This window comes from Chryseobacterium sp. II3a, assembly GCF_057815135.1.
Map to the genome: position 1 here is coordinate 290,528 of NZ_JBYPZJ010000001.1, position 25,510 is coordinate 316,037.

General features: G+C 36.4%; 23 protein-coding genes. 7 read left to right on the plus strand and 16 right to left on the minus strand.

Going from position 1 to position 25,510, the window contains the following annotated elements; genetic code table 11:
- Positions 1-265 precede the first annotated feature (265 nt).
- Both AC3HD6_RS01400 and AC3HD6_RS01405 read left to right on the plus strand, forming a co-directional pair.
- Entirely contained in the window at positions 266-1,156 is an 891-nt protein-coding gene (locus tag AC3HD6_RS01400; protein ID WP_488894731.1) for a hypothetical protein, read from the plus strand.
- Positions 1,157-1,346: 190 nt separating this feature from the next.
- Positions 1,347-2,117, plus strand: a complete 771-nt coding sequence (locus tag AC3HD6_RS01405) for a cyclase family protein (protein WP_488894732.1) — start codon at positions 1,347-1,349, stop codon at positions 2,115-2,117.
- A gap of 373 nt (positions 2,118-2,490) precedes the next feature.
- Here the strand turns inward: AC3HD6_RS01405 and AC3HD6_RS01410 are convergent, their stop codons facing one another.
- The 6 genes from AC3HD6_RS01410 to AC3HD6_RS01435 form a co-directional block, all read right to left on the minus strand.
- Complete coding sequence (locus AC3HD6_RS01410; RefSeq protein WP_488894733.1) at positions 2,491-3,243, minus strand: succinate dehydrogenase/fumarate reductase iron-sulfur subunit; 753 nt, start codon at positions 3,241-3,243, stop codon at positions 2,491-2,493.
- Positions 3,244-3,255: 12 nt separating this feature from the next.
- Entirely contained in the window at positions 3,256-5,172 is a 1,917-nt protein-coding gene (locus AC3HD6_RS01415) for a fumarate reductase/succinate dehydrogenase flavoprotein subunit (protein ID WP_488894734.1), read from the minus strand.
- A gap of 12 nt (positions 5,173-5,184) precedes the next feature.
- Positions 5,185-5,841 (minus strand): succinate dehydrogenase cytochrome b subunit, encoded by a 657-nt coding sequence (locus tag AC3HD6_RS01420; protein WP_488894735.1) that lies wholly within the window; start codon positions 5,839-5,841, stop codon positions 5,185-5,187.
- A gap of 16 nt (positions 5,842-5,857) precedes the next feature.
- Positions 5,858-7,288 carry an anion permease gene (locus AC3HD6_RS01425; protein ID WP_488894736.1) on the minus strand — a complete coding sequence of 477 codons (1,431 nt, stop codon included), beginning with the start codon at positions 7,286-7,288 and terminating at the stop codon, positions 5,858-5,860.
- A 20-nt stretch (positions 7,289-7,308) separates the two neighbouring features.
- On the minus strand, positions 7,309-8,427 hold the full coding sequence (locus AC3HD6_RS01430) for a porin (RefSeq protein WP_488894737.1): 1,119 nt from the start codon (positions 8,425-8,427) through the stop codon (positions 7,309-7,311).
- Positions 8,428-8,750: 323 nt separating this feature from the next.
- On the minus strand, positions 8,751-9,800 hold the full coding sequence (locus AC3HD6_RS01435; RefSeq protein ID WP_488894738.1) for a linear amide C-N hydrolase: 1,050 nt from the start codon (positions 9,798-9,800) through the stop codon (positions 8,751-8,753).
- A gap of 372 nt (positions 9,801-10,172) precedes the next feature.
- Between AC3HD6_RS01435 and AC3HD6_RS01440 the strand changes: the two genes are divergently transcribed.
- From AC3HD6_RS01440 to AC3HD6_RS01450, 3 genes are all read left to right on the plus strand, one after another.
- Positions 10,173-12,371 (plus strand): ATP-binding protein, encoded by a 2,199-nt coding sequence (locus AC3HD6_RS01440; RefSeq protein ID WP_488894739.1) that lies wholly within the window; start codon positions 10,173-10,175, stop codon positions 12,369-12,371.
- Between the two features lie 19 nt (positions 12,372-12,390).
- Entirely contained in the window at positions 12,391-12,942 is a 552-nt protein-coding gene (locus AC3HD6_RS01445; RefSeq protein WP_488894740.1) for a biliverdin-producing heme oxygenase, read from the plus strand.
- A 118-nt stretch (positions 12,943-13,060) separates the two neighbouring features.
- Entirely contained in the window at positions 13,061-13,987 is a 927-nt protein-coding gene (locus AC3HD6_RS01450; RefSeq protein WP_318846891.1) for a malate dehydrogenase, read from the plus strand.
- A 105-nt stretch (positions 13,988-14,092) separates the two neighbouring features.
- Here the strand turns inward: AC3HD6_RS01450 and AC3HD6_RS01455 are convergent, their stop codons facing one another.
- From AC3HD6_RS01455 to AC3HD6_RS01475, 5 genes are all read right to left on the minus strand, one after another.
- Positions 14,093-14,971: an alpha/beta fold hydrolase gene (locus tag AC3HD6_RS01455; RefSeq protein WP_488895338.1), complete on the minus strand. Its 879-nt coding sequence runs from the start codon at positions 14,969-14,971 to the stop codon at positions 14,093-14,095.
- Between the two features lie 282 nt (positions 14,972-15,253).
- Positions 15,254-15,985, minus strand: a complete 732-nt coding sequence (locus AC3HD6_RS01460) for a YwqG family protein (RefSeq protein ID WP_488894741.1) — start codon at positions 15,983-15,985, stop codon at positions 15,254-15,256.
- A 5-nt stretch (positions 15,986-15,990) separates the two neighbouring features.
- The gene (locus AC3HD6_RS01465) at positions 15,991-16,254 is read right to left on the minus strand and encodes a hypothetical protein (protein ID WP_488894742.1); all 264 of its coding nucleotides are present in this window, start codon (positions 16,252-16,254) and stop codon (positions 15,991-15,993) included.
- A gap of 86 nt (positions 16,255-16,340) precedes the next feature.
- Positions 16,341-16,892, minus strand: a complete 552-nt coding sequence (locus AC3HD6_RS01470) for a putative glycolipid-binding domain-containing protein (protein ID WP_488894743.1) — start codon at positions 16,890-16,892, stop codon at positions 16,341-16,343.
- Positions 16,893-16,945: 53 nt separating this feature from the next.
- Complete coding sequence (locus tag AC3HD6_RS01475) at positions 16,946-17,518, minus strand: Crp/Fnr family transcriptional regulator (RefSeq protein ID WP_488894744.1); 573 nt, start codon at positions 17,516-17,518, stop codon at positions 16,946-16,948.
- Positions 17,519-17,674: 156 nt separating this feature from the next.
- Between AC3HD6_RS01475 and AC3HD6_RS01480 the strand changes: the two genes are divergently transcribed.
- Positions 17,675-19,015, plus strand: a complete 1,341-nt coding sequence (locus tag AC3HD6_RS01480) for a M28 family metallopeptidase (RefSeq protein WP_488894745.1) — start codon at positions 17,675-17,677, stop codon at positions 19,013-19,015.
- A 115-nt stretch (positions 19,016-19,130) separates the two neighbouring features.
- On the opposite strand, the gene AC3HD6_RS01485 is transcribed toward AC3HD6_RS01480, so the two are convergent.
- Genes AC3HD6_RS01485 through AC3HD6_RS01495 form a run of 3 tightly spaced genes read right to left on the minus strand, consistent with a single transcriptional unit; the run spans position 19,131 to position 20,884 of the window.
- Complete coding sequence (locus AC3HD6_RS01485) at positions 19,131-19,667, minus strand: GNAT family N-acetyltransferase (protein ID WP_488894746.1); 537 nt, start codon at positions 19,665-19,667, stop codon at positions 19,131-19,133.
- A gap of 11 nt (positions 19,668-19,678) precedes the next feature.
- Positions 19,679-20,071: a VOC family protein gene (locus AC3HD6_RS01490; protein ID WP_488894747.1), complete on the minus strand. Its 393-nt coding sequence runs from the start codon at positions 20,069-20,071 to the stop codon at positions 19,679-19,681.
- Between the two features lie 27 nt (positions 20,072-20,098).
- Positions 20,099-20,884, minus strand: a complete 786-nt coding sequence (locus AC3HD6_RS01495) for a hypothetical protein (protein WP_488894748.1) — start codon at positions 20,882-20,884, stop codon at positions 20,099-20,101.
- Positions 20,885-20,988: 104 nt separating this feature from the next.
- Here AC3HD6_RS01495 and pafA point away from each other — a divergent pair, with 104 nt between their 5' ends.
- Positions 20,989-22,635, plus strand: a complete 1,647-nt coding sequence (pafA, locus tag AC3HD6_RS01500; protein WP_488894749.1) for an alkaline phosphatase PafA — start codon at positions 20,989-20,991, stop codon at positions 22,633-22,635.
- A 61-nt stretch (positions 22,636-22,696) separates the two neighbouring features.
- On the opposite strand, the gene AC3HD6_RS01505 is transcribed toward pafA, so the two are convergent.
- Positions 22,697-23,827: a tetratricopeptide repeat protein gene (locus tag AC3HD6_RS01505; RefSeq protein ID WP_488894750.1), complete on the minus strand. Its 1,131-nt coding sequence runs from the start codon at positions 23,825-23,827 to the stop codon at positions 22,697-22,699.
- Entirely contained in the window at positions 23,824-25,431 is a 1,608-nt protein-coding gene (locus AC3HD6_RS01510; RefSeq protein ID WP_488894751.1) for a helix-turn-helix domain-containing protein, read from the minus strand. Before AC3HD6_RS01510 ends, AC3HD6_RS01505 begins: the two co-directional genes overlap by 4 nt.
- Between the last annotated feature and the right edge of the window lie 79 nt (positions 25,432-25,510).

Genomic DNA, 25,510 nt, shown 5'->3' on the forward strand with positions numbered 1-25,510 from the left:
GCTGGAAGTTATAAAGGTTATAAGAACAGGTATTCGTCTGTTTTTATCCTTTTAAGGTAGAGTTAATGATGTCGTTGACTATTAGTAACTATAACCAAAAATAACCTCCAGCTTCTTTCTTCAAGCTTCCAGCCTTTATGTTTTTCATTAAAAATAATATCATAACTTTATTGCCGATTGCAAAACAGTAGTTATGAAATTTATGCTCATTTTCTGGGGAGCTTTCCTCATTTTTTTCTGTATACCCTTTCCGATATTCATTTATATGATGACTGAGGAAGTTACAATAGGACCAAGAAATTCACTAGCGGTGAGCTATGGATATCTTGGTCTTTCTTTGTTAATATGGGGATATATTCTCATATTCTTCATCAATACTCTTTTCATTAAAACATTCAAACAGAAGAATACCATTCATTCTATTTTGAGAAATGGTATTCCAAGAGAAGCAAAAATTATTCGCTATCAGCTTATTAAATACTTTCCGAAAACCAATATGAATGCTATTCAGATTGTTCTTTCATTTCCTAATCTTAGAAATGCAGTGATTGAGCATGAAATGATGTTTCATGATTCTAAACCACAGGAAAAAAGATTTGATGTAGGGAATCATGTGAAGGTATTGTTGAATCCTAATGCCTCACAGGAACCTTATTTTATTTTAAGTGATCAAAAGGTAGGCTTCAATGCATCAGGGATGATGTTGAGAATAATATTTATCATATTGTTAATTACTTATATTATCGGTCTGTACTCTTATTTCTATATGAGGGAATCCTTTGATTTTGGCTGGCAGTTTCTCACTTTCATGCATCCGATTATTTTCAGTGGAGTGATGACTCTTATTTATGTATTGGTTTTTCAGCTTATTGTAGGAAAGTTTTTTAAGAATAAGAAAAACGAGCGGATTCTCTTTGCAGGAAGAAATGCAGAAGCTCATATTCTCAGCGTTAGTGAAACAGGGGTTAGTGTTAACGATCAGCCGCAGATTATGTTTCAGGTGAGTTTCAAAGATTTCAGAGGAAATGAACATATTGCCACCTATAAAAAAATTATAAGCCTCCTGAATCTTTCTTCTGTCCCTAAAAAAGGAACTATAGAGATTATGTATGATGAGAATGATCCGAAGAAGATTATGATTCCGAAGATATTTTAAAGGCAGGAAGCAGGAAGAAAGAAGCTTGAAGTTACTTTCAGTTTTAATTACTAATAATCAACCACATCATTAATCTTATCTTGAAGAGAGTAAAAGAGACGAATAACTGTTTTTGTGGTCTTCATAACTTCCAGCTTCCATCCTTCATCTTCCAATCTAACTTACTATCTTTATTCCCAAAGTTGAACCTATGAAAACAACCATTATCGACTTATCAAAACCTATTCAGTACAATGCAGGAGATCCATGGTTTATGAGAGTGAAAATTAAACATAAGCCTCATAGAAAATCCCATTGGCTGATTCGTTTGGCTTTGAATCTTCCCTTCAGACTTTTTCCTAAAAACTGGACAGGCTGGGCAGATGATACGATTAAAAATATGGGACTTCATGCCACTACTCATATTGATGCACCCTGGCATTACGGACCTGTAGTAGAAGGCAAGCCTGCGAAAACGATCGATCAGATTCCTTTAGAATGGTGTTACGGAGATGGTATTGTTATAGACTGCAGCCACAAGGAGGATTTTGTAGCGATTACAGTGGATGATCTGAAAAAAGATCTCAACAAAAACGGGATTACCATACAGGAAGGAAATATTGTTTTGATAAGAACGGATCGGGACAAATTAATGGGAACTCCTGCGTTTGTAGAAAAAGGAACCGGAATGAGCCGTGAAGCAACGGAATGGCTGATTGATCAAGGGGTGAAAGTAATGGGAATAGACCAATGGGGTTGGGATCTTCCTCTGAAGTTTATGGCTAAAAAAGCTAAAGAATTGAATGATCCTGAATATTTCTGGGAAGGTCATCGTATAGGAATAGAAAAAGAATATCTGCATATAGAACAGCTTACCAACCTTAAAGCATTACCACCATCAGGATTTAAAGTCTGTGTATTTCCGTTAAAGATTGTAGGTGGTTCTGCTGCTCCGGCAAGGGTAGTGGCTATGATAGATTAATAAAAATTGATCAAGTGCAAAATTCGGTTATTCGTATAAAATCTATACTTTTTGTTGAACCAACAGATCATTTTTAAATCGCAAAGAAAGATGATTCAAATGTTTTATTTTAGGAAGCTAAGAAGTGCGACTTTGTCGTTGAAGAAGCTTAATGGATATGCATTCGCTTAGAAAGAATCAATGAAATTGATTCCATCCTTTGCTCCCTTAAAAATGAGAGATCATGTGCTAAAAACTTTGCGTTAAATTCCACAAATACAAACAATATTATCCTTCACCTTTTTGAGACAGATTCATAAAAAATAGAAAGAGCAAACCTGCATTTGCAGATTCACCCTTTCACATAGTATCATTTTTAGCGTTCTTCGTTTATTTACCCTTTTTTATTAAAAAATAGGGCTCTGTTGTATTCAAAATTCATTCTGGCAATATTCAGAACGGAGATTCCCTGTGGGCATTCTACTTCACAGGCTTCCGTATTGGAACAGTGCCCGAATAATTCAGTATCCATCTGGTAAACCATATCCAAAACACGTTTGCTCCTTTCCTCTTTACCCTGAGGCAATAATGCCATGTGAGCAATTTTTGCAGAGGTAAACAAAGCAGCACTTCCGTTTTTACAGGTGGCCACACAAGCACCACATCCGATGCAAGCAGCAGAATCAAAAGCTTCTTCAGCAACCTGGTGCGTTACCGGAATCGCTGTAGCATCCGGGGCCTGACCGGTATTCACAGATACAAAACCTCCTGAAGAAATAATCCTGTCAAAGGCAGAACGGTCTACCTTTAAATCTTTCTTCACCGGAAATGCTTCTGCACGGAAAGGTTCTATCAGAATGGTTTCCCCATCTTTAAATGAACGAAGGTGAAGCTGGCAAGTGGTTGTATTTTTTAAAGGACCGTGAGCGATACCATTAATCATCATTCCACACTGTCCGCAGATCCCTTCACGGCAATCATGATCGAATTCTACAGGTTCATCTCCTTCAACGATCAGTTTTTCGTTTAAAGTATCCAGCATTTCAAGGAAAGACATGTGAGAATTTAATCCTTTAAGGTCATAGCTAACCAGTTTTCCCTCACTTTGTTTGTCCTTCTGTCTCCATATCTTAAGGTGTAAATCCATAATTTTTGTTTTTTATTTGTAACTTCTTACCGTTGGCTGTATTTCTTCAAAGATTAATGGTTCTTTAATCAGTTCAGGTTCGCCATTTTCACCAGTCCAGGCCCATGCTGAGATGAATTGATATTCTGCATCATTTCTCATCGCTTCCCCATCCGGAGTCTGATACTCTTCACGGAAGTGAGCGCCACAGGATTCATTACGGGTTAAAGCATCGTAACACATCAGTTCTCCGATTTCAAAATAATCTGCAACACGGCCTGCTTTTTCCAGTTCGGCATTCATCTTGTCCCCTTGCCCGGAAACCCTTACGTCTTTGTAGAATTCCTGTTTTAGTTTTCTGATTTCCTGAATCGCATATTTCAGCCCTTCTTCATTTCTGGCCAGTCCGCAATAATCATACAGTAATTTCCCTAAAGTTTTATGGAAATAATCAACGGTTCTAGTTCCTTTGATATTTATTAAATCCTGGATCTGATTTTTAACGGCATTTTCAGCTTGTTCAAACTCGGGAGTATCCGGAGAAATTTTTCCGGTGTGAATTTCATCTGCTAAATAATTGGCAATGGTATATGGTGCAATAAAATAACCATCTACAGAAGCCTGTAAAAGAGAGTTGGCTCCCAATCTGTTGGCTCCGTGATCCGCAAAATTGGCTTCTCCCAAGGCAAATAATCCAGGAACTGTTGTCATCAGCTCATAATCTACCCAAAGGCCTCCCATGGAGAAGTGAGCAGAAGGAGAGATCATCATTGGCTCTTTATAAGCATCATATCCTGTGATCTTAAGATACATATCGAATAAGTTTCCATATTTCTCTTTAATTTTATCTTTTCCTTGTTCTTTTATTGCTTTAGAAAAATCCAGATATACTGCATTTTTCAAAGGACCGATTCCAAATCCGGCATCAATTCTTTCTTTAGCGGCACGGGAAGAAATATCTCTTGGTGCTAAGTTTCCGAATGCAGGATATCTTCTTTCCAGATAATAGTCTCTTTCACTTTCTGGAATATCATTGGGTGCTCTGTTTTCGTCCTGTTTTGCAGGAACCCAGATTCTTCCGTCATTACGCAATGATTCAGACATCAAAGTTAGTTTAGACTGATAATCTCCGGACTGCGGAAGGGAAGTAGGGTGTACCTGAATCCAGCTTGGAGAAGCCATTAAAGCTCCTTTTTTATGTGCTCTCCAGATGGCGGAACCATTACATCCCATGGCTAAGGTGGAGAGATAATAAATCTTTCCATATCCTCCGGTTGCCAATATGACAGTATGAGCCGCATGTCTTTCAATTTCTCCGGTATCTAGATTTCTTACGATAATTCCTCTTGCTTTGCCGTCAATAGTAACCAGATCAAGCATTTCATGTCTTGAAAATAATTGTACAGAACCTTTTCCAACCTGTCGCATTAAAGCCTGGTAAGCCCCAAGGAGCAATTGTTGTCCGGTTTGTCCTCTGGCATAGAATGTCCGGCTCACCTGAACCCCTCCAAAAGAACGGTTATTAAGATAGCCGCCATATTCACGGCCAAAAGGAACGCCTTGTGCTACAGCCTGATCGATGAGGTTTAAAGAACATTCTGCCATTCGGTATACGTTGGCTTCACGGGCTCTGAAATCTCCACCTTTTAAGGTATCTACAAACATTCTGTACACACTATCACCGTCGTTTTTATAATTTTTAGCGGCATTTACCCCACCTTGAGCCGCCACGGAGTGTGCTCTTCTTGGGCTGTCCTGAAAACAAAACGCCTTTACATTGTATCCCATTTCTCCTAAAGAAGCAGCAATAGAGCTTCCGGCAAGACCTGTTCCTACAACAATCACATCAAGCTTTTTACGGTTGGCCGGGTTCACAAGCTTGGCTTTCTTTTTATAATACGCCCATTTCTGTTCCAATGGGCCTTGTGGTATTTTTGAATCTAAAATCATGATAGGTCTTTTTTAATGATAAGTAAAGAATACATAAAGAGGCATGAGGGCAAAACCTAAACTGATAATGATAGAATAGGCAGTTCCGATGATTTTAACCCATTTCACGAACTTAGGATGATATAATCCAAGAGTTCTTACAGAACTGTACAATCCATGGATCAGGTGATAGCATAAGGCGATCATAGAAAGTACATAAATCACTACATACCACCATTCTTTAAATACGGTTACTACCAGAATATATAAGTCCTTATTTCCATTCTCATCCAATGGCGGATTTCCAAATTTATAGACATACCAGAAATTTTGAAAATGGATTACTAAAAAGATCAGGATTAAGGTTCCTAGGATCCCCATATTTCTGGAAGTCCATTTGCTGGCTCTTCCGCGTCTGTCGTTCTGATAGTTGCCACCGGATTTTTTGTTTTTTAACGTAATCATCAGCCCATCTACCGCATGCAGAATAATACTGGCATACAAAACATAAGAAACTATTTTGATGATGATATTTCCTGATAAAAAATGCGAATAGGCATTGAATTGAAGATGAGCCTGCTCCTGAGGCAGAAAAAGCTGAAGATTTCCGAGGAAATGAATCAACAGGAAGAATCCCAGAAAGAGTCCTGTAAGGCACATCAGCATTTTTCTTGACAATGTTGATAACATAGAGTTGATTTAATAATTAATAATATCCTAAAACTTTCATCCATAGACCTCCTACAACCATGTATATGATTAAGAGTACGATTCCTATTTCAAGACCACGAAGCCACCAGGCTTTCAGATCTACATATCCACTCCCGAAGAATACAGGTGCCGGACCATGTCCGTAATGAGTAAGTACCCCATAAATAGATCCCATGAAACCTAGCATCATGGCTAGAAGCATAGGTGGGATTCCTAAAGAAACTCCAACTCCCAAAAGAGCTGCATACATTGCCGCTACGTGAGCCGTAGCACTGGCGAAGATATAGTGACTGAAGAAATAGACAACGATAATAACCGGGAAAGCTACCTGCCAGCTCAAACCTCCGATCTGAACTTTGATAAGGTTACTGAACCAGCCAATAAAGCCTAATTCATTTAAAGAACTTGCCATCATTACTAAAACAGCGAACCAAACAATGGTATCCCAAGCTCCTTTTTCACCTTTTACATCTTCCCAGGTTAACACTGAGGTTAACAGCAATAATGTTAATCCGATAAATGCGGTAGTGGTGGCATCAATAGAAAGCGCTCCGCCAAAGATCCAAAGGAATAAAAGAATGAAGAAAGCCAGTAGCATTAACCATTCATTTCTGGAGATAGGTCCCATTTCTTTTAATTTCTGAGCAGCCATTTTCGGAGCATCACCTGTTTTTTTCAGTTCAGGCGGATATAATTTATACAATACCAAAGGAACTACGAAGAATGCTACTAAACCGGGCAGAAAACCAGCAGCAGCCCAAGACATCCATGTAATATCGATACCAAGGTTGGCTGCAAATTTTTGACACATCGGGTTACTTGCAGTTCCGGTTAGGAACATAGAAGAAGCGATGAGGTTCATATAGTAACTATTCAATGTTAAGAATGAACCCAGTTTTCTATGAGTTTCCGGTTTTTCAGGAACGGAATCAAAGCTTATCGCCATAGATTTCATAATTGGGTAGATAATTCCGCCACCTCTTGCCGTGTTACTTGGAATAGCCGGAGCCAGACAAACATCTGCAAGTCCTAATCCGTAAGCCAGTCCCAATGAGCTTTTCCCGAAAACCCTTATGAATAAAAAGGCAATACGGTTTCCAAGCCCTGTTTTGATAAATCCTCTAGCAATAAAGAATGAAATCCCGATCAGCCAGATCACTTTATCCCCAAATCCGGAAAGTGCTTTGGTAATAGATTTTCCGGCATCCCCGGGAGCTACTACTTGGGTAAGGGCTGTAAATCCGATGGCCATCATACACATGGTTCCCATAGGGGCGGCTTTCAGAATAATTCCTAAAATAGTTGCCGCAAAAATGGCAAAAAGATGCCAGGCATTCTCAGCAACACCTTTCGGAGCTGGAATAAACCAGATGATTAACGCAACGACAAATGTGATCGCAACGTTTTTAATATTAATTTCTTTCATGATACTTGCTATTTAATCCGTTAAAATCTGCTCTGTACTTGCACTATGAATAGATTGTTGTTGTATTGATTGGTATTTTCTACCTGGTATTTGTAGCGGTCGAACTGTACACCCAGCTGAATTCTTGCCCCGTAGTTTTTCAGAAACTCAAGACCTACCATGGGAGTGATAGTTTGTCTGGGATTGGATGCCATTCTGAAATTCGTATCCAGATACTCATATCGGCAAGACAATTCGAAAGCGCTTAGATTTTTATGGTTGATCTCATATCTCAGATTTGGAAGGAAATAAACCCCGCGAATCAGGTACTGATCCGGATTATCAGGTCTTACTTCAGGAGCGATAGAATTGTATAGAATATGATTGGTAGCCTGTTTAGCTTCCAGCTGCATATCCAGGCTCCATCTCGGATCAAATTGAACCATTGAACTTAAATCAATCCCTACAGCATATACTTTTTTGCTGAATACCTCACCGATCCCTCCGTTTAAACCAACATTGAAATTATATTTCTTGGATAATCCGAAAAGTAACCGGGTTGAATATTGTTTTCCGTTGTCATTATCATTGACCTGGTTTTTCCCGTTTCCGTTGACAACAGACACCGCATATTGAAGAGGTATCTCTCCTAATTTTACTTGTCCTGTAGCAGAAAGTCCGATCTGGAAGCTCGTCCAGCCCAGTTTTCCAAATTCCGAATACTGATTAGACCAGTCCAGTGATTTAATAATGTCGATAGGATAGGTCTCCTCAATACCGAACCAGGGTCTGAACTGTCCAACGGTAAATGCCAACTTGGGACTGAAAGTATATTTCAGGTAAGCATTCTCAAGGACTCTGCTTTTGGGATCATTTTTGAAATCTGCGAAGTTAGCCAAGGCTACCACTTCAGTACGTTTACTGATTTGTGCTCTTACCTGCACTCTCATGTATTTCAGCATGAAATTATTGCTGGTTCCCGATCCGTCGGAATGATGAAGGCCATTTACGTCAACATCCTTACTCATTCCTACCAGATAACGTGCCTGAAAAAGCCCTTTGATCTGAAGTTGAGGATATTTCACATGATCTTCTTCCTGTGGTTTGAGAGTGGTCTGTAGAGAATCCTGTATCTGAGCGTTGGCTGAAAAACAGCTCATGAGAATACACAGAATCAAACTTCTCTTTTTTAATGAAAAAAAGGCCATATCTATTTGTTTAATTTTTTGCTTTTTTGAATTGTATGTAAGCATAAAAGTTCTTGTCTCTATTTTGATAAATTGAGGGAATGCACTGTATGTGTCCATACATTATAAAAACTTTTGGTGCTTAATTCCTTCCATTACATTTCCGGTGTATGTTTCTCCGGAGGAAGGAAATTATCTTATCTCTCATCCTGATATCATATTCAGGATTTGCTAAACTTTGGTACTCTTTCACAAAGAAACACCTAAGATTAAATACTTATTTTAAATCTGAATTTTTATTCTAAGCCTAAGAATTTGAAAGATGGAGTTTCTTTGAAGTTAGTATTTGATTTACCGTGATAGGTCTGGTAATTGCTTAGATCCAGTTTCATCACTTTTCCTTTGGCACTCAGATCAAAATCTTTAAGATCTACCCAGAATGTGTTTGGAGTGAAAACGGTTTCAAAATAATATACCAGATTCTTTTGATCCGAAACAGAACGCCATCTTGTAGAAGAAATATTAGGTTCTGTAGGAGAAGAAATGCCGTATGGTACGGAACAGTTTCTGATAACACTGAATACGCTGGCTACAGCAGTGCGGGTATCAGCGGTTTTTGGAATAGCATCAATATAATAAGAAGCTCTTACAAAACGATCGGCTGCACGATTGGTTCCCGGAAGCATCACCGTTCCCGGGATCCCTTTCCAGTAATTATTAAGAGCAAGCTGCTCATCAAAAATAGGAGAGTTGGTCATCACCGTGTAAGACGGATCATGATGGATAACCAGTTTTCCATTGATGTATTCTAATACAGCATTATCTCCTGAAGCATCAGAAAGAGAAACATGAATGGTTGTAAATCTTTCTGTTCCCGGAATATTATCACTCACTACTACAAATGGTTCTTTTCTTGAAAATTCCACCGCTTCTTTTACCGTTGAAAAGTTATCAAGATAATATTGTGCCCATAGAGAGATGGCAAGGCCTTTTTTCCCTCCTTTCGGATCGAATTTAGGATATTGAGACTCTCCCAGCCATAGCATATTCGCTACCAATCCTTTTTCGTTCATTCCGTCTGCAGAAGCAATATCCCAGGTAGAGCTGATGACGCTTCCATATTTGGAAGTCCATTTTACAGATTTAGGACCGGTTTGGCCATTGCGTTCTATTCCTTTCGGAAAAACCCAGATATTAGCCGGAATCTCATCACGCCAATCCATAGAGCGGGCTGTAAGAATGGTATTTTGCGGACCTTTGTATACAACGCGGGTACATGCTTCTGACGGATTCCATAATCCTATTGAAAGAACAAGAGAAAATAAAATTAATGGGAACTTTTTCATAATAGTATTATTTGAATTTAAAATTTATATTGAAATTATTGTGAATAATTCAATTGTTTTGCGGTGATATTCATTATTTGGTGATATAAATTTAGTTAAATTTGTTTAAATAACATAATTATTTTAGCTGATAAGCAGTGTTTCATGTTATGAATCATAGTTTAATAGTTAAAAATGCTATTATTGAAAAAAAATTCGTATATTTTAAAGATGTCATATCGAAATTGGAAGAAAATCGATAATTTTTCAATGGACGTAAAAACTGCTTTTCTACTGGGTGATACCACATTAGCACAGGTGAGAATTATATACCACATTACCAAAACCAGTTAAAAAAAAGCGCTATCTTTGATAGATAGACTGAAAAGAAATATGAATTTTGTAGAATGTCATGAAGAACCTATCCATATTCCGGGTTCTATACAAAGTTTTGGCTATCTGATTGGCATTGATGCGAAATCCCATTCCATTACTTTTTTCAGCAGGAATATATCGGATATTTTTAAAATCGACAACCAGGATGGGTTATTCGGAAGAAAGCTTACGGATTTTCCGGAAAGTTTTCAAAATATTATTGATTCGGATATTTACACTTCTCTGGACCGGTTTACAAGAAGGGAGAATGAAACCTATTTTGACAAGATCTTTATTGATGAAAAGGAATATCACTTTTCTGTTTTCAGGAGTAATGGCTCTATTTTTCTTGAATTTGAAGAAGTTCTGATTAATCCGGATAAAAGAATCTCGAATAAATACGATAACTTTTATGTGATTGATGATGAACAGGAACTTTGGAATCATCTTCTGGAGACGCTATCTAAAGTGGTGAATTATGACCGGACAATGGTGTATAAATTTATGATGGACGGTTCAGGAAAAGTAATTGCTGAGAAAAAAAATGAGGATATGGAAAGCTTCCTGGGACTTCACTATCCTGAATCTGATATTCCGAAACAAGCAAGAGAGCTCTATCTTAAAAAGAGAAAAAGAATCTTTAGTAATGTTTATGCAGATACGGTTCCTGTGCTAAGCAAAACGATGAAGAATATTGATTTGAGTCTTTCTGCATCACGGGCTATGTCCCCTGTTCATGGGCAATATCTTAAAAATTCAGGTGTTTCTTCCAGCTTCAGTGTGTCTATTATTATTGATAATCATCTTTGGGGACTGGTGACCTGCCAGAATGTGGAACCTAAGCATATAGACCTTGAAGACAGAGTACAGGCAGGTATTTTCACGGCTTTGGCAGCAAATGCCTATTCTTCTTTTAAGTCAAAAAAAGAGCTTAATTATCAACTTGAACTGAATGAGAGAATTTCTCAACTTAAAACGGAATTTCTAAAGCATAATAACCTGTTTGATTCGCTTTGGGAGAGTAAAGCAGAAATAATGAATTTGCCGGAAGCAAACGGCCTTGCTATAATATCAGATGAAAATATAATCACTGAAGGAGCTGTACCCACTGCGGTCTGTATCAGCAGAATTGTAAACTGGGCATTAGAAAATACAAGTGACAGAATTTATGTCAACCGAAGTTTCCTTAAAAATCACGGTGAGGAATTGAAGTTGTCTGAAAACGCAGCTGGAATTATCATCTATTTTATTGAAAGAGATAAAAATGAGATGCTGATCTGGTTCCGTAAAGAATTTAATGAACATATTGACTGGGCTGGAAATCCGGAAAAGAAAATAGAGGTGTTTTCTCAAAATGGAGAAGACAGACAGATGATTTCCCCAAGAACTTCATTCCGTATTTTTACAGAAAATATTAAAGGACATTCCAAAAGATGGAATTCTAGAAATATAAGCGCTGTGCAGGCTGTGAGGGATCTTATTTTAGAAACATCTCACAAGAATTACAATGCCATCAAAAGGCTTAATGATGAGCTTAAAAAAGTGAACGAAGAACTCGACAGTTTTTCCTATACGATTTCCCATGATCTGGGAACTCCTTTAACGGTGATGAAACTGAATGCACAAATGCTTTTGGGAAATCTTACCGATGGTTCTGAAAAGAGCAAAACCAAGATCAATACAATCATTGAGGAAATAGACAGTATGGCTGAAATGATGCAGGATGTTTTGCAGCTGAGCCGTGCAAAACATAGTGAGATACAACTTGAAACACTGAAAACGGGGAATACCATTCAAAAAATCTCTGATAATGCAAAGATGACATATGGAAGTCCGCAAAGTGAAATTCTTATTAAGGAATGTCCGGATGTTTTGGCTGATAAAACGATGCTTCACCAGGTTTTTCTGAATATCATTAATAATGCAGTGAAATACTCGTCTCATAAAGATCAGCCTAAGGTAGAAATTGAAGGGGCTGAAGACGGGCAAACTATTGTCTACAGAATTTCAGACAATGGAATCGGGATCCCGGAATCTGAGAAGCATAAAATGTTTAAGATCTTCAATAGGATGGATAATGCGAAGAAATTTAAAGGAAATGGAGTAGGATTGTCTATTGTACACCGTATTATGAAAAGAATAGGTGGAAATATAGATTATGAGAGTAATAAAGACGGGACATCCTTCATTTTAACGTTCAAAAAGCCTTACATTTGAGAAACTTTAAAATGTAATTATGGTATCAGAATATCTTAAACACAATACAGCAGACTATCACGATGCAGCCGAGAAACTTTTTAATTCTGAAAAGATTTTTAATAAAACCTTCACTTTAGAAGATTATAAAAAGATCATCCATACCAATTACCTGATGCTTCTTCACAGTGAAAATAAAATATTCAACAGCCTTTCTGACAAGTATGCTGATAAACTTCAGCTTGCCGAAAGAAAGAAGCTTCCTCTTATTGAAAAGGACCTCGAAAGTCTTTCTCTTGAAAATCAACCGGCTTCCCATCATCTTGAATTTGAAAATGAACATGAAGCATTAGGGGCTATGTATGTCATTGAAGGTTCTACATTGGGAGGGAATGTTATTGCCAAGCAGCTTTCTAAAACGGAAGGTTTTGACGCGGTGACTTTTAACTTCTTCGGATGCTATCAGGAAAATACAGGATCCATGTGGAAGAACTTTAAAGACGTTTTGGACACTGAAGTTTCAGAGGAAAAGTACGGAGAAGTGCTGTCTGGCGCGAAAAAGCTGTACTCATTTTTACTGAATGTCAACTAATTCCTTTTAATGCTAATAAATTTCCTGAAAAATTGTGCATTTTTTCAGGATTTATTAAATTTGGGAAGTTTCAAAATTAAATAGTAACTAAACAATAAATAATTAAAAAAGTAACAATATGAAAGTAACTGTAGTAGGTGCAGGCGCTGTAGGAGCAAGCTGTGCAGAATACATCGCAATGAAGAACTTCTGTTCAGAAGTAGTTTTGGTAGATATTAAAGAAGGGTTTGCTGAAGGTAAGGCAATGGATTTGATGCAGACAGCGTCGCTTAACGGATTCGATACAAAAATTACCGGAACAACAGGAGATTACAGCAAAACTGCAGGTTCTCATGTAGCCGTAATCACTTCAGGGATTCCAAGAAAACCTGGAATGACAAGAGAAGAATTGATCGGTATCAATGCTGGTATCGTGAAAGAAGTTACTGAAAACTTAGTAAAACATTCTCCGGAAGTAATCATCATCGTAGTTTCTAACCCAATGGATACGATGGCTTATTTGGTACACAAAACTTCAGGTCTTCCTAAGCACAAAATCATCGGAATGGGTGGTGCATTAGACTCTGCAAGATTCAAATACAGATTGGCTGAAGCGTTAGAAGCTCCAATTTCTGATGTTGACGGTATGGTAATCGCTGCTCACAGTGATACAGGAATGCTTCCATTATTGAGCAAAGCTACAAGAAACGGAGTTCCAGTAACTGAGTTTTTAAGCGAAGATCAACAAAAATATGTTATCGAAGAAACTAAAGTAGGAGGTGCTACCCTTACTAAATTATTAGGAACTTCAGCTTGGTATGCACCAGGTGCAGCTGTTTCTGTAATGGTTCAGGCAATTGCTTGCGACCAAAAGAAAATGATCCCTTGTTCTTTAATGCTTGAAGGGGAATACGGTCAAAATGATATCTGCTTAGGAGTTCCGGCTATTATCGGAGCAAACGGAGTAGAATCAATCGTAAACGTAACATTAACTGCTGAAGAGCAATTGAAATTCTCTGAAGCTGCTAATGCGGTAAGAGAAGTGAACGGAGATCTTAAATTCTAATATACTGAATTTTATATAGGAAAGCCGCGCCCGGTGGGCGCGGCTTTCTGTTTATTTAAAAAACTCCATACATGTTAACAAGGTTTTGAATTAATAATTATTGACTTATTTATTTGCATTTACAAAACGGCTTACAGCATTTACAAAGTCCTTATTTTTCTCGTAATACAGAAGGTGTCCGCCATCAATGACAACTATTTTCTGATTGGGAAACCGAAAGGTTTTATAATGTTGAGTCCCGACTGCCTTATCTTTTTTTCCAGTAATAACAAGTACAGGAATTTTGATATCTTTTGTAGTGGACGTATAATCGGCATAGTATTCCGGGAAGTCTTTAGGTTTTGAAATGACAGCCATTCCAAAGTCAATGATACGGGGATGGAGAGAATCTATTTTATCTGTCTCTTTTATGGTTTCGATATCTTCGGTCAGGAATTTATATCCGATTCTCTTTTTTCTTAAAGCACTGCTGATTTTGGTGAGCTCTGAAGAAAGGCTGTCCTTGGGGAGTTCTCTGTTTTTTGTCTGTAAGAGATTGTTTCCATATTCAATCTGTTCTTTTACAGATTCATCATTCAGGAAGTAGAGCGTGACATTGGCAAGGATAAGCCCTTTGGTATGCTGCGGATATTTTTTTGCATAATTTGTTGCAATGATTCCTCCAAAAGAATGAGCCAGCAGAAAGATTTTTTTCAATTTGAGATATTGCCTCAGTTCTTCAATATCCTGAATCATTTTATCAAGATGATAATTTTCAGAAGTACCGGATTCGCCGGATCCGCGCTGGTCCATATACATCATCTGCATGTTTTTTTCCAGATTGTTTCCTCCCATCAGTTCAAACGACGGATATCCCTGCCCAGGCCCTCCTGGGATGTAGATACAAGCTTCTCCTTTTCCGGAGATTTTATATTTGATCTTTACATGATCTGAAGTTTCATAAAAGCCTTCAGACTGATGATTCTGAGCTGGAAAGACAGTCAGAGAAACAGAAAAAAGAGTAGGAGGGCAACTGTTTTCATAGTATTATAACAATCGTGAAGGCGTGTTTATTACTAAGGACAAAAATTATTTTCCTTTCACCACATTTTCACTGCTGATTATATTTTTAAGATACTCCAGCATTGGAATACAGGATGCTTATAGAAATAAATAGACTGAGCTTTACAATAGTATATTCATAAAGAACACAGCTATTTATTTTTTCTGTTAAAATTGATTTTTAAAATTTTACAACCCATACTAACCTCCATTCTGCCTGTTTTATTAATAAAAATCATAATACAAACTCCACTCCCCAGTTTCCTTATTCTTAGCAAACATAAAGCTTCCACTGTCAATCACATTCAGTTGAGCTTTGTTGTCTGAGGAAACCTGAAAAACAAACTCGAAGCCTTCTCCAAAACCATTCTTAAACCCGATGCCAGGCTGGCAGAATGATGGATAACCACCCAATTTAGTACTGTAACAGTGCTTAATGATGTCAAAATAGCTGTTGAAATGTCCTTCTCTTTCAAGCTTAACAATTTCAGAGATTAATTTATAATCTATATCTTCAATTCCGCCACCATCCCATAAAGGAGCATCTTTAGGATATAATTCGGAGCGTAGTGGAAATGGTTTTAAATAAGAAACCGGACTTTGTAAATCTTTGATGACAATATTCTCCAGACTATCATATTCTCTGATTAACCAGTTTTCCCCCATCTTCTCAAAAGTTTCCGGAAAGTCTTGAGTGATAAAGACTGTAATTAATTTTTTATCCTTGATCAGCTCAGGTACAAAAGGTTGGTTAGGAAGATAGAACTGGATAAGCGGCATCATTGGGTCACCATTTTTATCTAAAGGAATTTCTTCATCTTCAGCATAGGCAAATACCCGCCCGATCCATGATTCTTCTAGCACATTCAGAGGCCTGAAGCCGCCAGTAAAAAATTCTGTGGCAGGTCTTTCTATTTTATCTTTAATTTCCTGAATTCTGTTATCTGTTTTTTCCATAAGCTTTAGTCTTCGTTTTCTTTAAAATCATCCATCATCAAATTGTAATACCCATTGTATTCAGCTTTTTCTTCCTCTGTAAACGCATCAAGTTCCAATGTTAGGTTTTTAGCTTCTAAAATGGAAACTTGTTGATTATGTTGAGTAAATGCAAAACATCCAAGATATGAAATTCCACTGTCTTTTAATTCTCTTATCTTCTTACTTAGCTCCTGTGGGTTTAGAACCCCACAAGTAAGAGCAGCTTCTTTTATTTCAGCAATAGTCATAGTGATTGTTGATGTTGAGTCAAAGATAAAAAATTGAATAGAAAGAAATTAAATAGAAAGAAATTAATAATTAATGAGATTGAGCTTTAAATCTCAGCAATTTTTTCAAATAATTCTGGATAATTGACAACCAAACCATTTTTATCAACTACAATATCTGCTTTGAAATCAGTTTGTAGGTTGTCATAATGATAACTGTACATATCAATTCTGGTGTATTGCTGAGTAACCGGTTTTACCAGACTATTTAAAACATCAATATAAATAACTTTAATTTCCTGGATGTCACTTTCAGCCAAATTTAGATTATTGATGGGTAAAGTATTGGTGAAAGGAGTTAAAGAAATATCAATGAAAGGAAAATCTTTAAAATCAGGATTGATTACATCGTTTATTTCCCATTCATTCTGCAGTTTTCTACCGGTTAATTTATTTTTGATTGTGTTAACCTCAGATTCAATGACAAATTCAAGGATATTCCAGTTAGGATCGATGATTAGCTGATAATCTACAGTATACATTTTGTCTTCGTAGAAACCAATTATTTTTGATTCTACGATCAGGTTCTTGTCATTTTCTGTAATGTTGAAATATTCTAAGGATTGAAAAGCAATTCCTTTCCAGATTAATGTTTTCATTTTGGTTGGGGTATGATGTTATTTTTTTTGATTCTTTGGGTAAGAAGTTTCAGCTACTGCGAAATTCTTCGTTTCCTGATTCTGCTTAAAGTTTCTCTTGCGACACCAAGGAATGACGCCAGTTGGGTAAGAGGAACCCGTTGTAACATTTCAGGATGTTTTTTTTCAAGATATTCCAATCTTTCCTGAGCCGAATACAGTTTGAACAGGTTGGCGAATTCTTCCTGTTTAGTAGCAAACTGACGGATGCAGTGACGGCCCAGAGATTCTATTTCAATGTATTGTTGTGCAATTGTAAAGAGTATTTCTTTATCAAAAACAACAGCATGTAATTCCTCGCAGGCAACTATATTAAATTCTGAAGGAATTCCGCTTCCGAAGCTTCCGATATTGGTAACTATTTCATTTTCAAAGAAGAAATCAGTGTTTTTCGTTACACCCTCTATTTCGTAATACGATTTACAGTATCCTTTGTCAATGTAGAATAATGATTTACATATTTCTCCTTCCTTCAAAATCACTTCATTCTTCTTGTATTCTTTTTCAGAGAGAGCGGGCTGAAGTAATGTCCAGCTTTCATCAGAAAATGGAGTAAGAGAGCGGATGTAAATAAGGAGATTTTTCATGGTAAATCTTTAGAAAAAGAAATAAGGTCTTTCAAAGATGCATATTTTTTATCAAATATTCCCGTCATTGGCTTTTGTAATTAAGTTGTTAATTCCCTTTTTTCGTAAATTTATTAATTCAAAATAAGTTTTAAAAGATTAATTGATAGCTCTATTATGAGAAAACTGATATTCACTTTGTTCTTTATCCCCGTTGTATTCCATGCTCAGCAAACAGTTCAGCAGGATCCTGAAATCATCAATTATGTTTCACAGGTAAGTACAGATTCTCTGAAAAGCCACATCAATTCTCTGGTGAGCTTCGGAACAAGGCATACCATGAGTTCCACTACAGACCCTAAAAGAGGAATAGATGCTGCTAGAAAATGGGTGCTGAAAAAGTTCAATGATTATGCGAAAAATGCAGGAGGAAGAATGGAGGTTTTTCTCCAGAATCAAACGATCCAGCCGGATGGAAAAAGAATAGACCATACTACGGATTTAGGAAATGCCATTGCCATTATTCATGGCACAAATCCCAACGATAAAAGAGTGTTTATGATGAGTGGACATCTGGATTCCAGGGTAAGCGATGTGATGAATTTCAAAGATAATGCACCAGGAGCCAATGATGACGGAAGTGGAGTGGCTGCTCTTATTGAAAGTGCAAGAATACTGAGCAAATCTAAATTTCCTGCCAGTATTGTATTGGTGGCATTTTCCGGAGAAGAACAAGGCCTGTTGGGATCAAAAATGCTGGCTGAGAAGGCTGCTAATGAAAGTTGGCAACTGGAAGCTTTGTTGAATAATGATATGATCTCCAATAATCTCAGCAGTGATACCCATTTGATTAACACCCATCAGTTGAGAGTTTTTTCTGAAGGCCTGCCTCAATATGAACTGGATAAAAAAGCACAGGATATCAGGAAATTCGGATTAGAAAATGATGGAGAACCAAGACAGCTGGCAAGGTATATTAAAGAAATAGGAGAACGGTATGTAGATAATCTTCAGGTCAAATTAATCTATAGAAACGACCGTTTTTTGAGAGGTGGAGATCATACACCATTTGTTGAAAAGGGGTTTTCTGCTGTACGACTAACGGAATTCAATGAAAACTTTGATCATCAGCATCAGGACATCAGAAAAGAAAATGGAGTGCAGTATGGAGACTTACCGGAATTTATGGATTTTGACTATTTTAAAAAGAATGTAGGCGTGAATATTGCGGTTCTGGCCAACCTGGCAAAGTCACCTTCAAAACCTGAAAATGTGAAAATAGAAGTCACCAAACTTACCAACTTTACAGATCTTTCCTGGGAAAAACCGAAATCGGGAGAGATAACAGGATATTATGTGTTAATGCGTGAAACGGATGCTTCCGTATGGCAGAAAAAAATATTTACCAAAGAAACTGTCATTAAGCTGCCTTATTCTAAAGACAACTATTTCTTTGCCGTACAAGCTGTAAACGCTTCCGGGAATGAAAGTCTGATCGTTTTACCGAAAATAAAATAAATGTAAAAATCAATAGGAGCGGGCTATTATTCAGAGCTCCGTCGAAGGAAGCCCGCTCTCCAATAAATAAACTGTTGGTTTTAGCTAGAACATATCTGAAATATTGATCAGTGATTTATTCAATATCCAATGTCATAAAAACGGCAATTTCTTCAGAATGATCATACAATCTGGTATTCACTCCTGTGATATTGAAGCCCATTCTTCTGTAAAACTGTATGGCAGGATAATTTGTGTTCTGGGTTTCCAGCTCAATCACCCGGCAGTTCAGTTTTCTTGCTTCTTTGATGGCATTTTTAATCAGCATAATTCCCAATCCCTGTCTTCTGTACTTTTCATTAACCAGAACGTTTTCAATGTAAAAACTATTGTTCCAGGTTCTGTGCTCACAGATAATCCAGCCTTGAAGGGCATTATCTGCAAAAGCCCCGAAAGACGAATCTTTTTCAATGAGGGTATTGAGTTCTTCAATATCTTCAGTACTGGTTTCCCATACTTTCGTGTATGATAATTTTTTCTCTCTCAGACTGAACTCAAAGGTGCCGCTGAATTCTATTGAAGAAACAGAATAGATGATATCTGTAGAATATCCATTGTTTCCCCAATTCAAACTGGGGTTAGACGTTAGCCTTTGTAGTTTTTTTATTTCCACGGATGATCATTTTATTGAATTTCAGTACAGATTTCTACGAGATAATTATTAGGATCTTTAATGTAAGCTGTCTTCTGTCCCCAAGGTTTTACGGTAATATTTTCATACAAAACGGCTCCGTTTTGTATTGCTTTTTCAACCAGGGCTTCCACATCGTCTGTTACAAATCCAAGTTCAATTCCAAAAGGCTTAGCTTCTGTTTTTGAAAGAAGAAATCCCTTTTTGATATTAGAACTGGCTAAAGCAATGGAAGCAAAAGAAAGCGTAGTTTCTCCTGTAATAAGTTCTCCATAATCCTTTTCAGGAGTAATGAACTTTATTTTTGAATCAAAAGTATTTTGGTAGAAATTCATTGCTGATTCTACATCTTCTACATAAAGAATTACATATTTAAATTTAATCATACTATTAGATTTAGTCGTTTTTTTTAATTATTTTTTGTTTAAAATATATTCCTCATCTATCACCAATTCAACGTGAGGCCCGTTTTGAGGATACTTTTTTAAACCCTCAAGATGACCGAAATGAATAGGGTATTTTTGAGTAAGCTGTCTGACCTTATTTCCAAATGAATTGAGATTAACTGTTTGGATTGCATTTTTTTTCTGACGGCCATTGGTAAAGAAAAGCATCAGATTACAATGGCTGTTAAAATCATAATCATTATAATAGAATACATTGATATTTTCTTCACGACAGATAGAACCCAAATCACTAATGAAGAATTCTTTATCATGTAAAGGCAGGTTACAGTCAATCCTTATAGAAAGGTTTTCAGCATTATTCTTTTTAAAATCTGAACCTACAATCTGTATAAAACGATGTTCATTGTTTTCAAATTGGTCTCTTGCTGCATGATAAGTTTTAGTAGAAAGTGATTTAAATGGAATGCTGGAATCCAATAATAAAGCATTTTCACGAATCAAAAGCTCTTCTATCTCAAGAGCAAACTGAAAATGAAAATCAAAAAGCATATGATCTCCAATGCTGATGATGAACTGATTTTCATTGATATTAAGGTGTAAAAAAGCCTTTTTAAACCCTGATTTCAATTCTTCTAATTTTTCAATGAAATCATCCGGATGGCCAACCTGTATTCTTACTGTCAATTCTGCGGCATTATCTGCATGCCCGCCATATCCTTCGAAGAACTTGAAAAATCTAAAATGATATAAATCTTCAGGGAATTTAAAGTACCAGTATACTCCGAGAATCATGATGAATTTTTGTTGAGAATTGAATAAAGATCAAATTTAAATAAAATTTCACGTTCTAAAACATTCAAAACCCCTAAATTTGTGAACAATAAAATTTTACTTGGATGCTTAGGAACATTTCAATTGCGGCAGCTACTTTCTTGTCCGTAGTTACAATCAATGCGCAGAAGAACAGAAATTCTCAACTTGAAAGACCCAAATTAGTAGTTGGTCTGGTAGTAGACCAGATGCGTTGGGACTATTTATACCGTTTTTACAATAAATATGGCAATGACGGTTTCAAAAGACTTTTGAATACAGGATATTCTTTAAATAACGTACACATTCCATATGTTCCTACCATTACAGCTTTAGGACATACTTGTATCTACACCGGATCGGTACCTGCAATTCACGGAATTGCCGGAAATGACTGGACAGATAAAGAAACAGGTAAAGGAGTATATTGTACTGCTGATGATAGTGTTCAGCCGGTTGGTACAACCAATACAAAAACAGGAAGTCATTCTCCAAAAAACCTTTGGTCAACAACAGTAACTGATGAGTTGAGACTGGCAACGAACTTCCAGGGAAAAGTAATCGGAGTTTCTTTGAAAGACAGAGCTTCTATTCTTCCAGCAGGACATACACCCAACGGAGCTTTCTGGTTTGATGACAGTACCGGGAATTTCATCACCAGTACATGGTATATGAATGATCTGCCTCAGTGGGTAAAATCATTTAACTCACAGAATTTACCTGAAAAATTGGTAGCTAACGGTTGGAACACTTTGCTTCCGATCAATCAATATACGGAAAGTGCACCAGACAATTCTCCTTGGGAAGGATTATTGGGAAGTGCAAAAACACCTACATTCCCTTACAATGATCTTGCAAAAGATTATCAGACTAAGAAAGACAACATCCGTTATACTCCTTTCGGAAATACGTTAACATTGAAATTAGCAGAAGCTTCTGTAGATGGGGAAAAATTAGGAGGTGATAATATTACAGACTTTTTAGCGATCAACCTGGCTTCTACAGATTACGCCGGACATAAATTCGGTCCAAACTCTATTGAAGTGGAAGATGTGTATATCAGATTAGATCAGGATTTAGCACAATTCTTCAACTACCTGGATTCTAAAGTAGGAAAAGGAGAGTATACTGTTTTCCTTTCTGCTGATCACGGTGGAGCACATTCTGTAGGATTCTTAAAAGAGCATAAAATCCCAACCGGTTTCTTTGGAGAAGGTGCTGAAAAGAATCTTAATCAAAAGCTGAAAGATAAATTCGGAGCGGATAAATTAATCAACGCCATAGATAACTATCAGATTTATTTTGACAGAAAAGTATTGGCAGACAGTAAACTTGAATTGGATGATGTAAGAAACTTCACAGTTAAAGAGTTAGAAAAAGATCCTACTGTTTTATATGCAGTTTCTGTAGACAAAGTGGCTGAATCAAGCATTCCGGAGCCTATTAAACAAAGAATTATCAACGGAATCAACAGACAGAGAAGTGGTGATATCCAATTAATCTCTCACGATTCTATGCTTCCACCGTATTCTAAAACAGGAACTACCCACAGTGTATGGAATTCTTATGATTCACACATTCCACTAATTTTTATGGGCTGGGGAGTGAAGCAGGGAGAAAGTAATAAAGCTTATCACATGACGGATATTGCTCCTACTGTTTCTTCATTATTGAAAATTCAGTTCCCAAGCGGAAGTGTTGGAAATCCAATCACTGAAGTTATAGGCAAATAGCCTGAAATATCATAAACAAAAAAGCATTCCATTTTTGGGATGTTTTTTTTGTGCATATAAATTATGGAGTGTGTATGATCTGTTGGATCTCTTTTTGAAAATTTTTATTCTGTTTTCTGATTCTTACAATAAAATATAGTAGAATAGGGATAAGAATGCTGGCGATCACAAAAGACATAATATTCATATAATAATACTGAGATTTTAGTTTTTGGCTTTTTACAGATGTTTCTTTGTTGTGATTATCAATGACTTGGTTGATGGATGACAGTTCGTTTTGTTTTCTCTTAAATTTCATTTCAAAGTATTTCTTATTGTACAGCTGATATAGGTCCTGCTGTCCCATGGCGAGGTAGTTGTTGGCCATCTCATTGTAAATTCCCTCATTCAAAATAATATCACCTGTATTTTTACTGAGATTTTCAGCCTTTATCAAAAGATTGACAGCGGTTTGATTTTCATGTTTTTGTTTATATACTTCAGACATTCCCTTTAACGCAAATGCTTCCAGACTTTTGGCATTATTTCGCTGGGCACAATCTGTTGATTGCAAAAATGCCTGTTGGGCCTTATCAATTTGATTGAGATTAAGATAGCAATAGCCAATATTGTAATACACCACACTCATATTAGAGTAAGTAGTTTTCTTTACCGGCACTTTTTCAAAGTTTTCTATAGAGATCAGAAATTTTTCCAGGGCAATGTCAGAGTTGGATTGGCTTTTATAAATCATTCCTTTTATGGCATAGATTGTGGCTGTTTCTATATATTTTTCGGGAGTTTTTTCAGGGATTTTGGCCAGATATTGATCTGCTTCATCCAATGTTTCAAGACTTTTGCTGAAAAGTTCCATTTGTTGATACTGTATCGCTACAGAAACCAGTACACTTACCTGGCTTTTTGCATCATTTGTTTTTTGTGAAAGTTCTTTGGCCTTTAAAATATATTTCAGAGATTCTTCAAAATTTCTTTTGGCAACATTAGCCGTGGAAAGAAGCATATAGATGTCAATAGAGGTTTTGAGACTATTGTCTTTTTTCAGAAGTTGTTTTCCAATGCGAATGGCTTTCTCCGGATTATCATAGATTTCCAGTTTAGCTTTTTTCAACAGGGATGCATCTAAAGTGCTTTGACCGTTTATAAAAATAGAGGACAAAAGGAATAATGAGAAAATTTTTAATCTTAGTTTCATGATACTTTACTTTTACTGATTTCCTGGATGTAAGCGTTAGGAGACATTCCTGTAATAGATTTAAAAACAGTGGTAAAGGCACTATGTGAAGAAAAGCCCGAGTACTCTGCAAGATAGCTTACTTTATAGTTAAGAAAAGTAGGGTTTGTTCTTAGCAGTTGAGCAATATGATTGATCCTTAGTTTATTAATATATCCATTGAAATTTTTTTCCTTATTATTGATGACCTCCGAAAGGTATTTGGTGTTGATCTCCAATTGGGCTGAAAGCATTGATAATGACATGTTTTTGTTCAGATACCGGTCAGACTGTTCAAATTCCTCAAGCTTTTGAAGGATTTCTTCCTCTTTTTCCTTAGAAATTTTATTGGAATTCCTTTCTGGATCAGGAGTGTTTTTGAGTAAGATAGTGGTTGGAAGGACAATTTGTTTTTGCTGGTAATTCTGTTTTTCAAAGAAGTCAAATTGCTTTTTCAAATCTTTATTTTTACTTTTAATAATCAAAAAATAGATGAATAAAGCAATGATGATTGCAGATAAAATCAAAGTGAAAGTCCAGAAAGATTTTGAATAAGTTTGTTTTTCAAATTCAAGGGTTTTATTTTGATTGGTTTCCACCAGTTTTACAATGTATCGTATTCCTTCTTTTGTATTGTAATCCGTTTTGGTTTTTAAATCATTATAATATTTGTTGTATTGATGATATTTTATATCATCCTGGAGGGCAAAATAAGTACGGGACAATGACTCGTAAATCTTAATCTTTATATTGTTAAAAGGAAGGTCTTCAATTAATAACAATCCTAGTTCCAGTTTTTGAACTGAAGTTTTATAATCCTGCTGTAGGAAATAGTACCGGGAAAGATTTTCATAAGCTAAACTGAGTAAAAATGGTTGGTTTTGCTGTTTTTCAAGGTCAGAAATTACATTTTCTATCAATTTTTTATAATCGGCTAGCTTATTTTGTTTCATTAAATAAGAGGAACGGAAAATATTGTTCTCTGCTGTAATAATTTTATTCTCTTGGTTATCATTGTTGGTATATTGATCACTTTTGTCAAGATTTTTTAATGCATTGGAATAGTCTCTATTAATTCCCAGGTTCAAAGCTTGAAGTTGATAGAGTTTTGCGGTAGTGATTCTTAATTTGGGATCATTGCTTTTCAGAATCTTCTGATCTGATAAAAGATGAGCAATTATCTTTTTAGATTGAGTATACAATCCCAGGTTCTGATATTGGTCTGCAAGATTATAATCCCCAAAGATCTGCATAAAATAAGAGAGCTCCTGACTTTGACCTGGATTTTCTTTCTGAGAAAAACTATTGACTGACTGCATATAATCTCCCTTCATGGCGAAAGCCTGTGAAATAATGTTCTGAAGTACAATCTTATGTTCTATATCCTGATCACCTACTAAAAGTCCCTGAGTATAACTAATACAGTCATCAGGATTTTGATACAGTTTCTGAAATGCTTTGTCAGCAATAATAGTAAAATCAGGACCAGACTGTCCATTGATAATAAGAAAGCATAATGTAAAGATCAGCAGAAATATTCTTCTACTGTTTTTAACCATTTTTCTGAATAACCATTTATTTTTCATGTTCTTCTTAACAACTCGCCTGAAAAGCTGCCTACAAAATAGAATTATTTAAGTATTTGATTATTAATTTTTTAAAGTT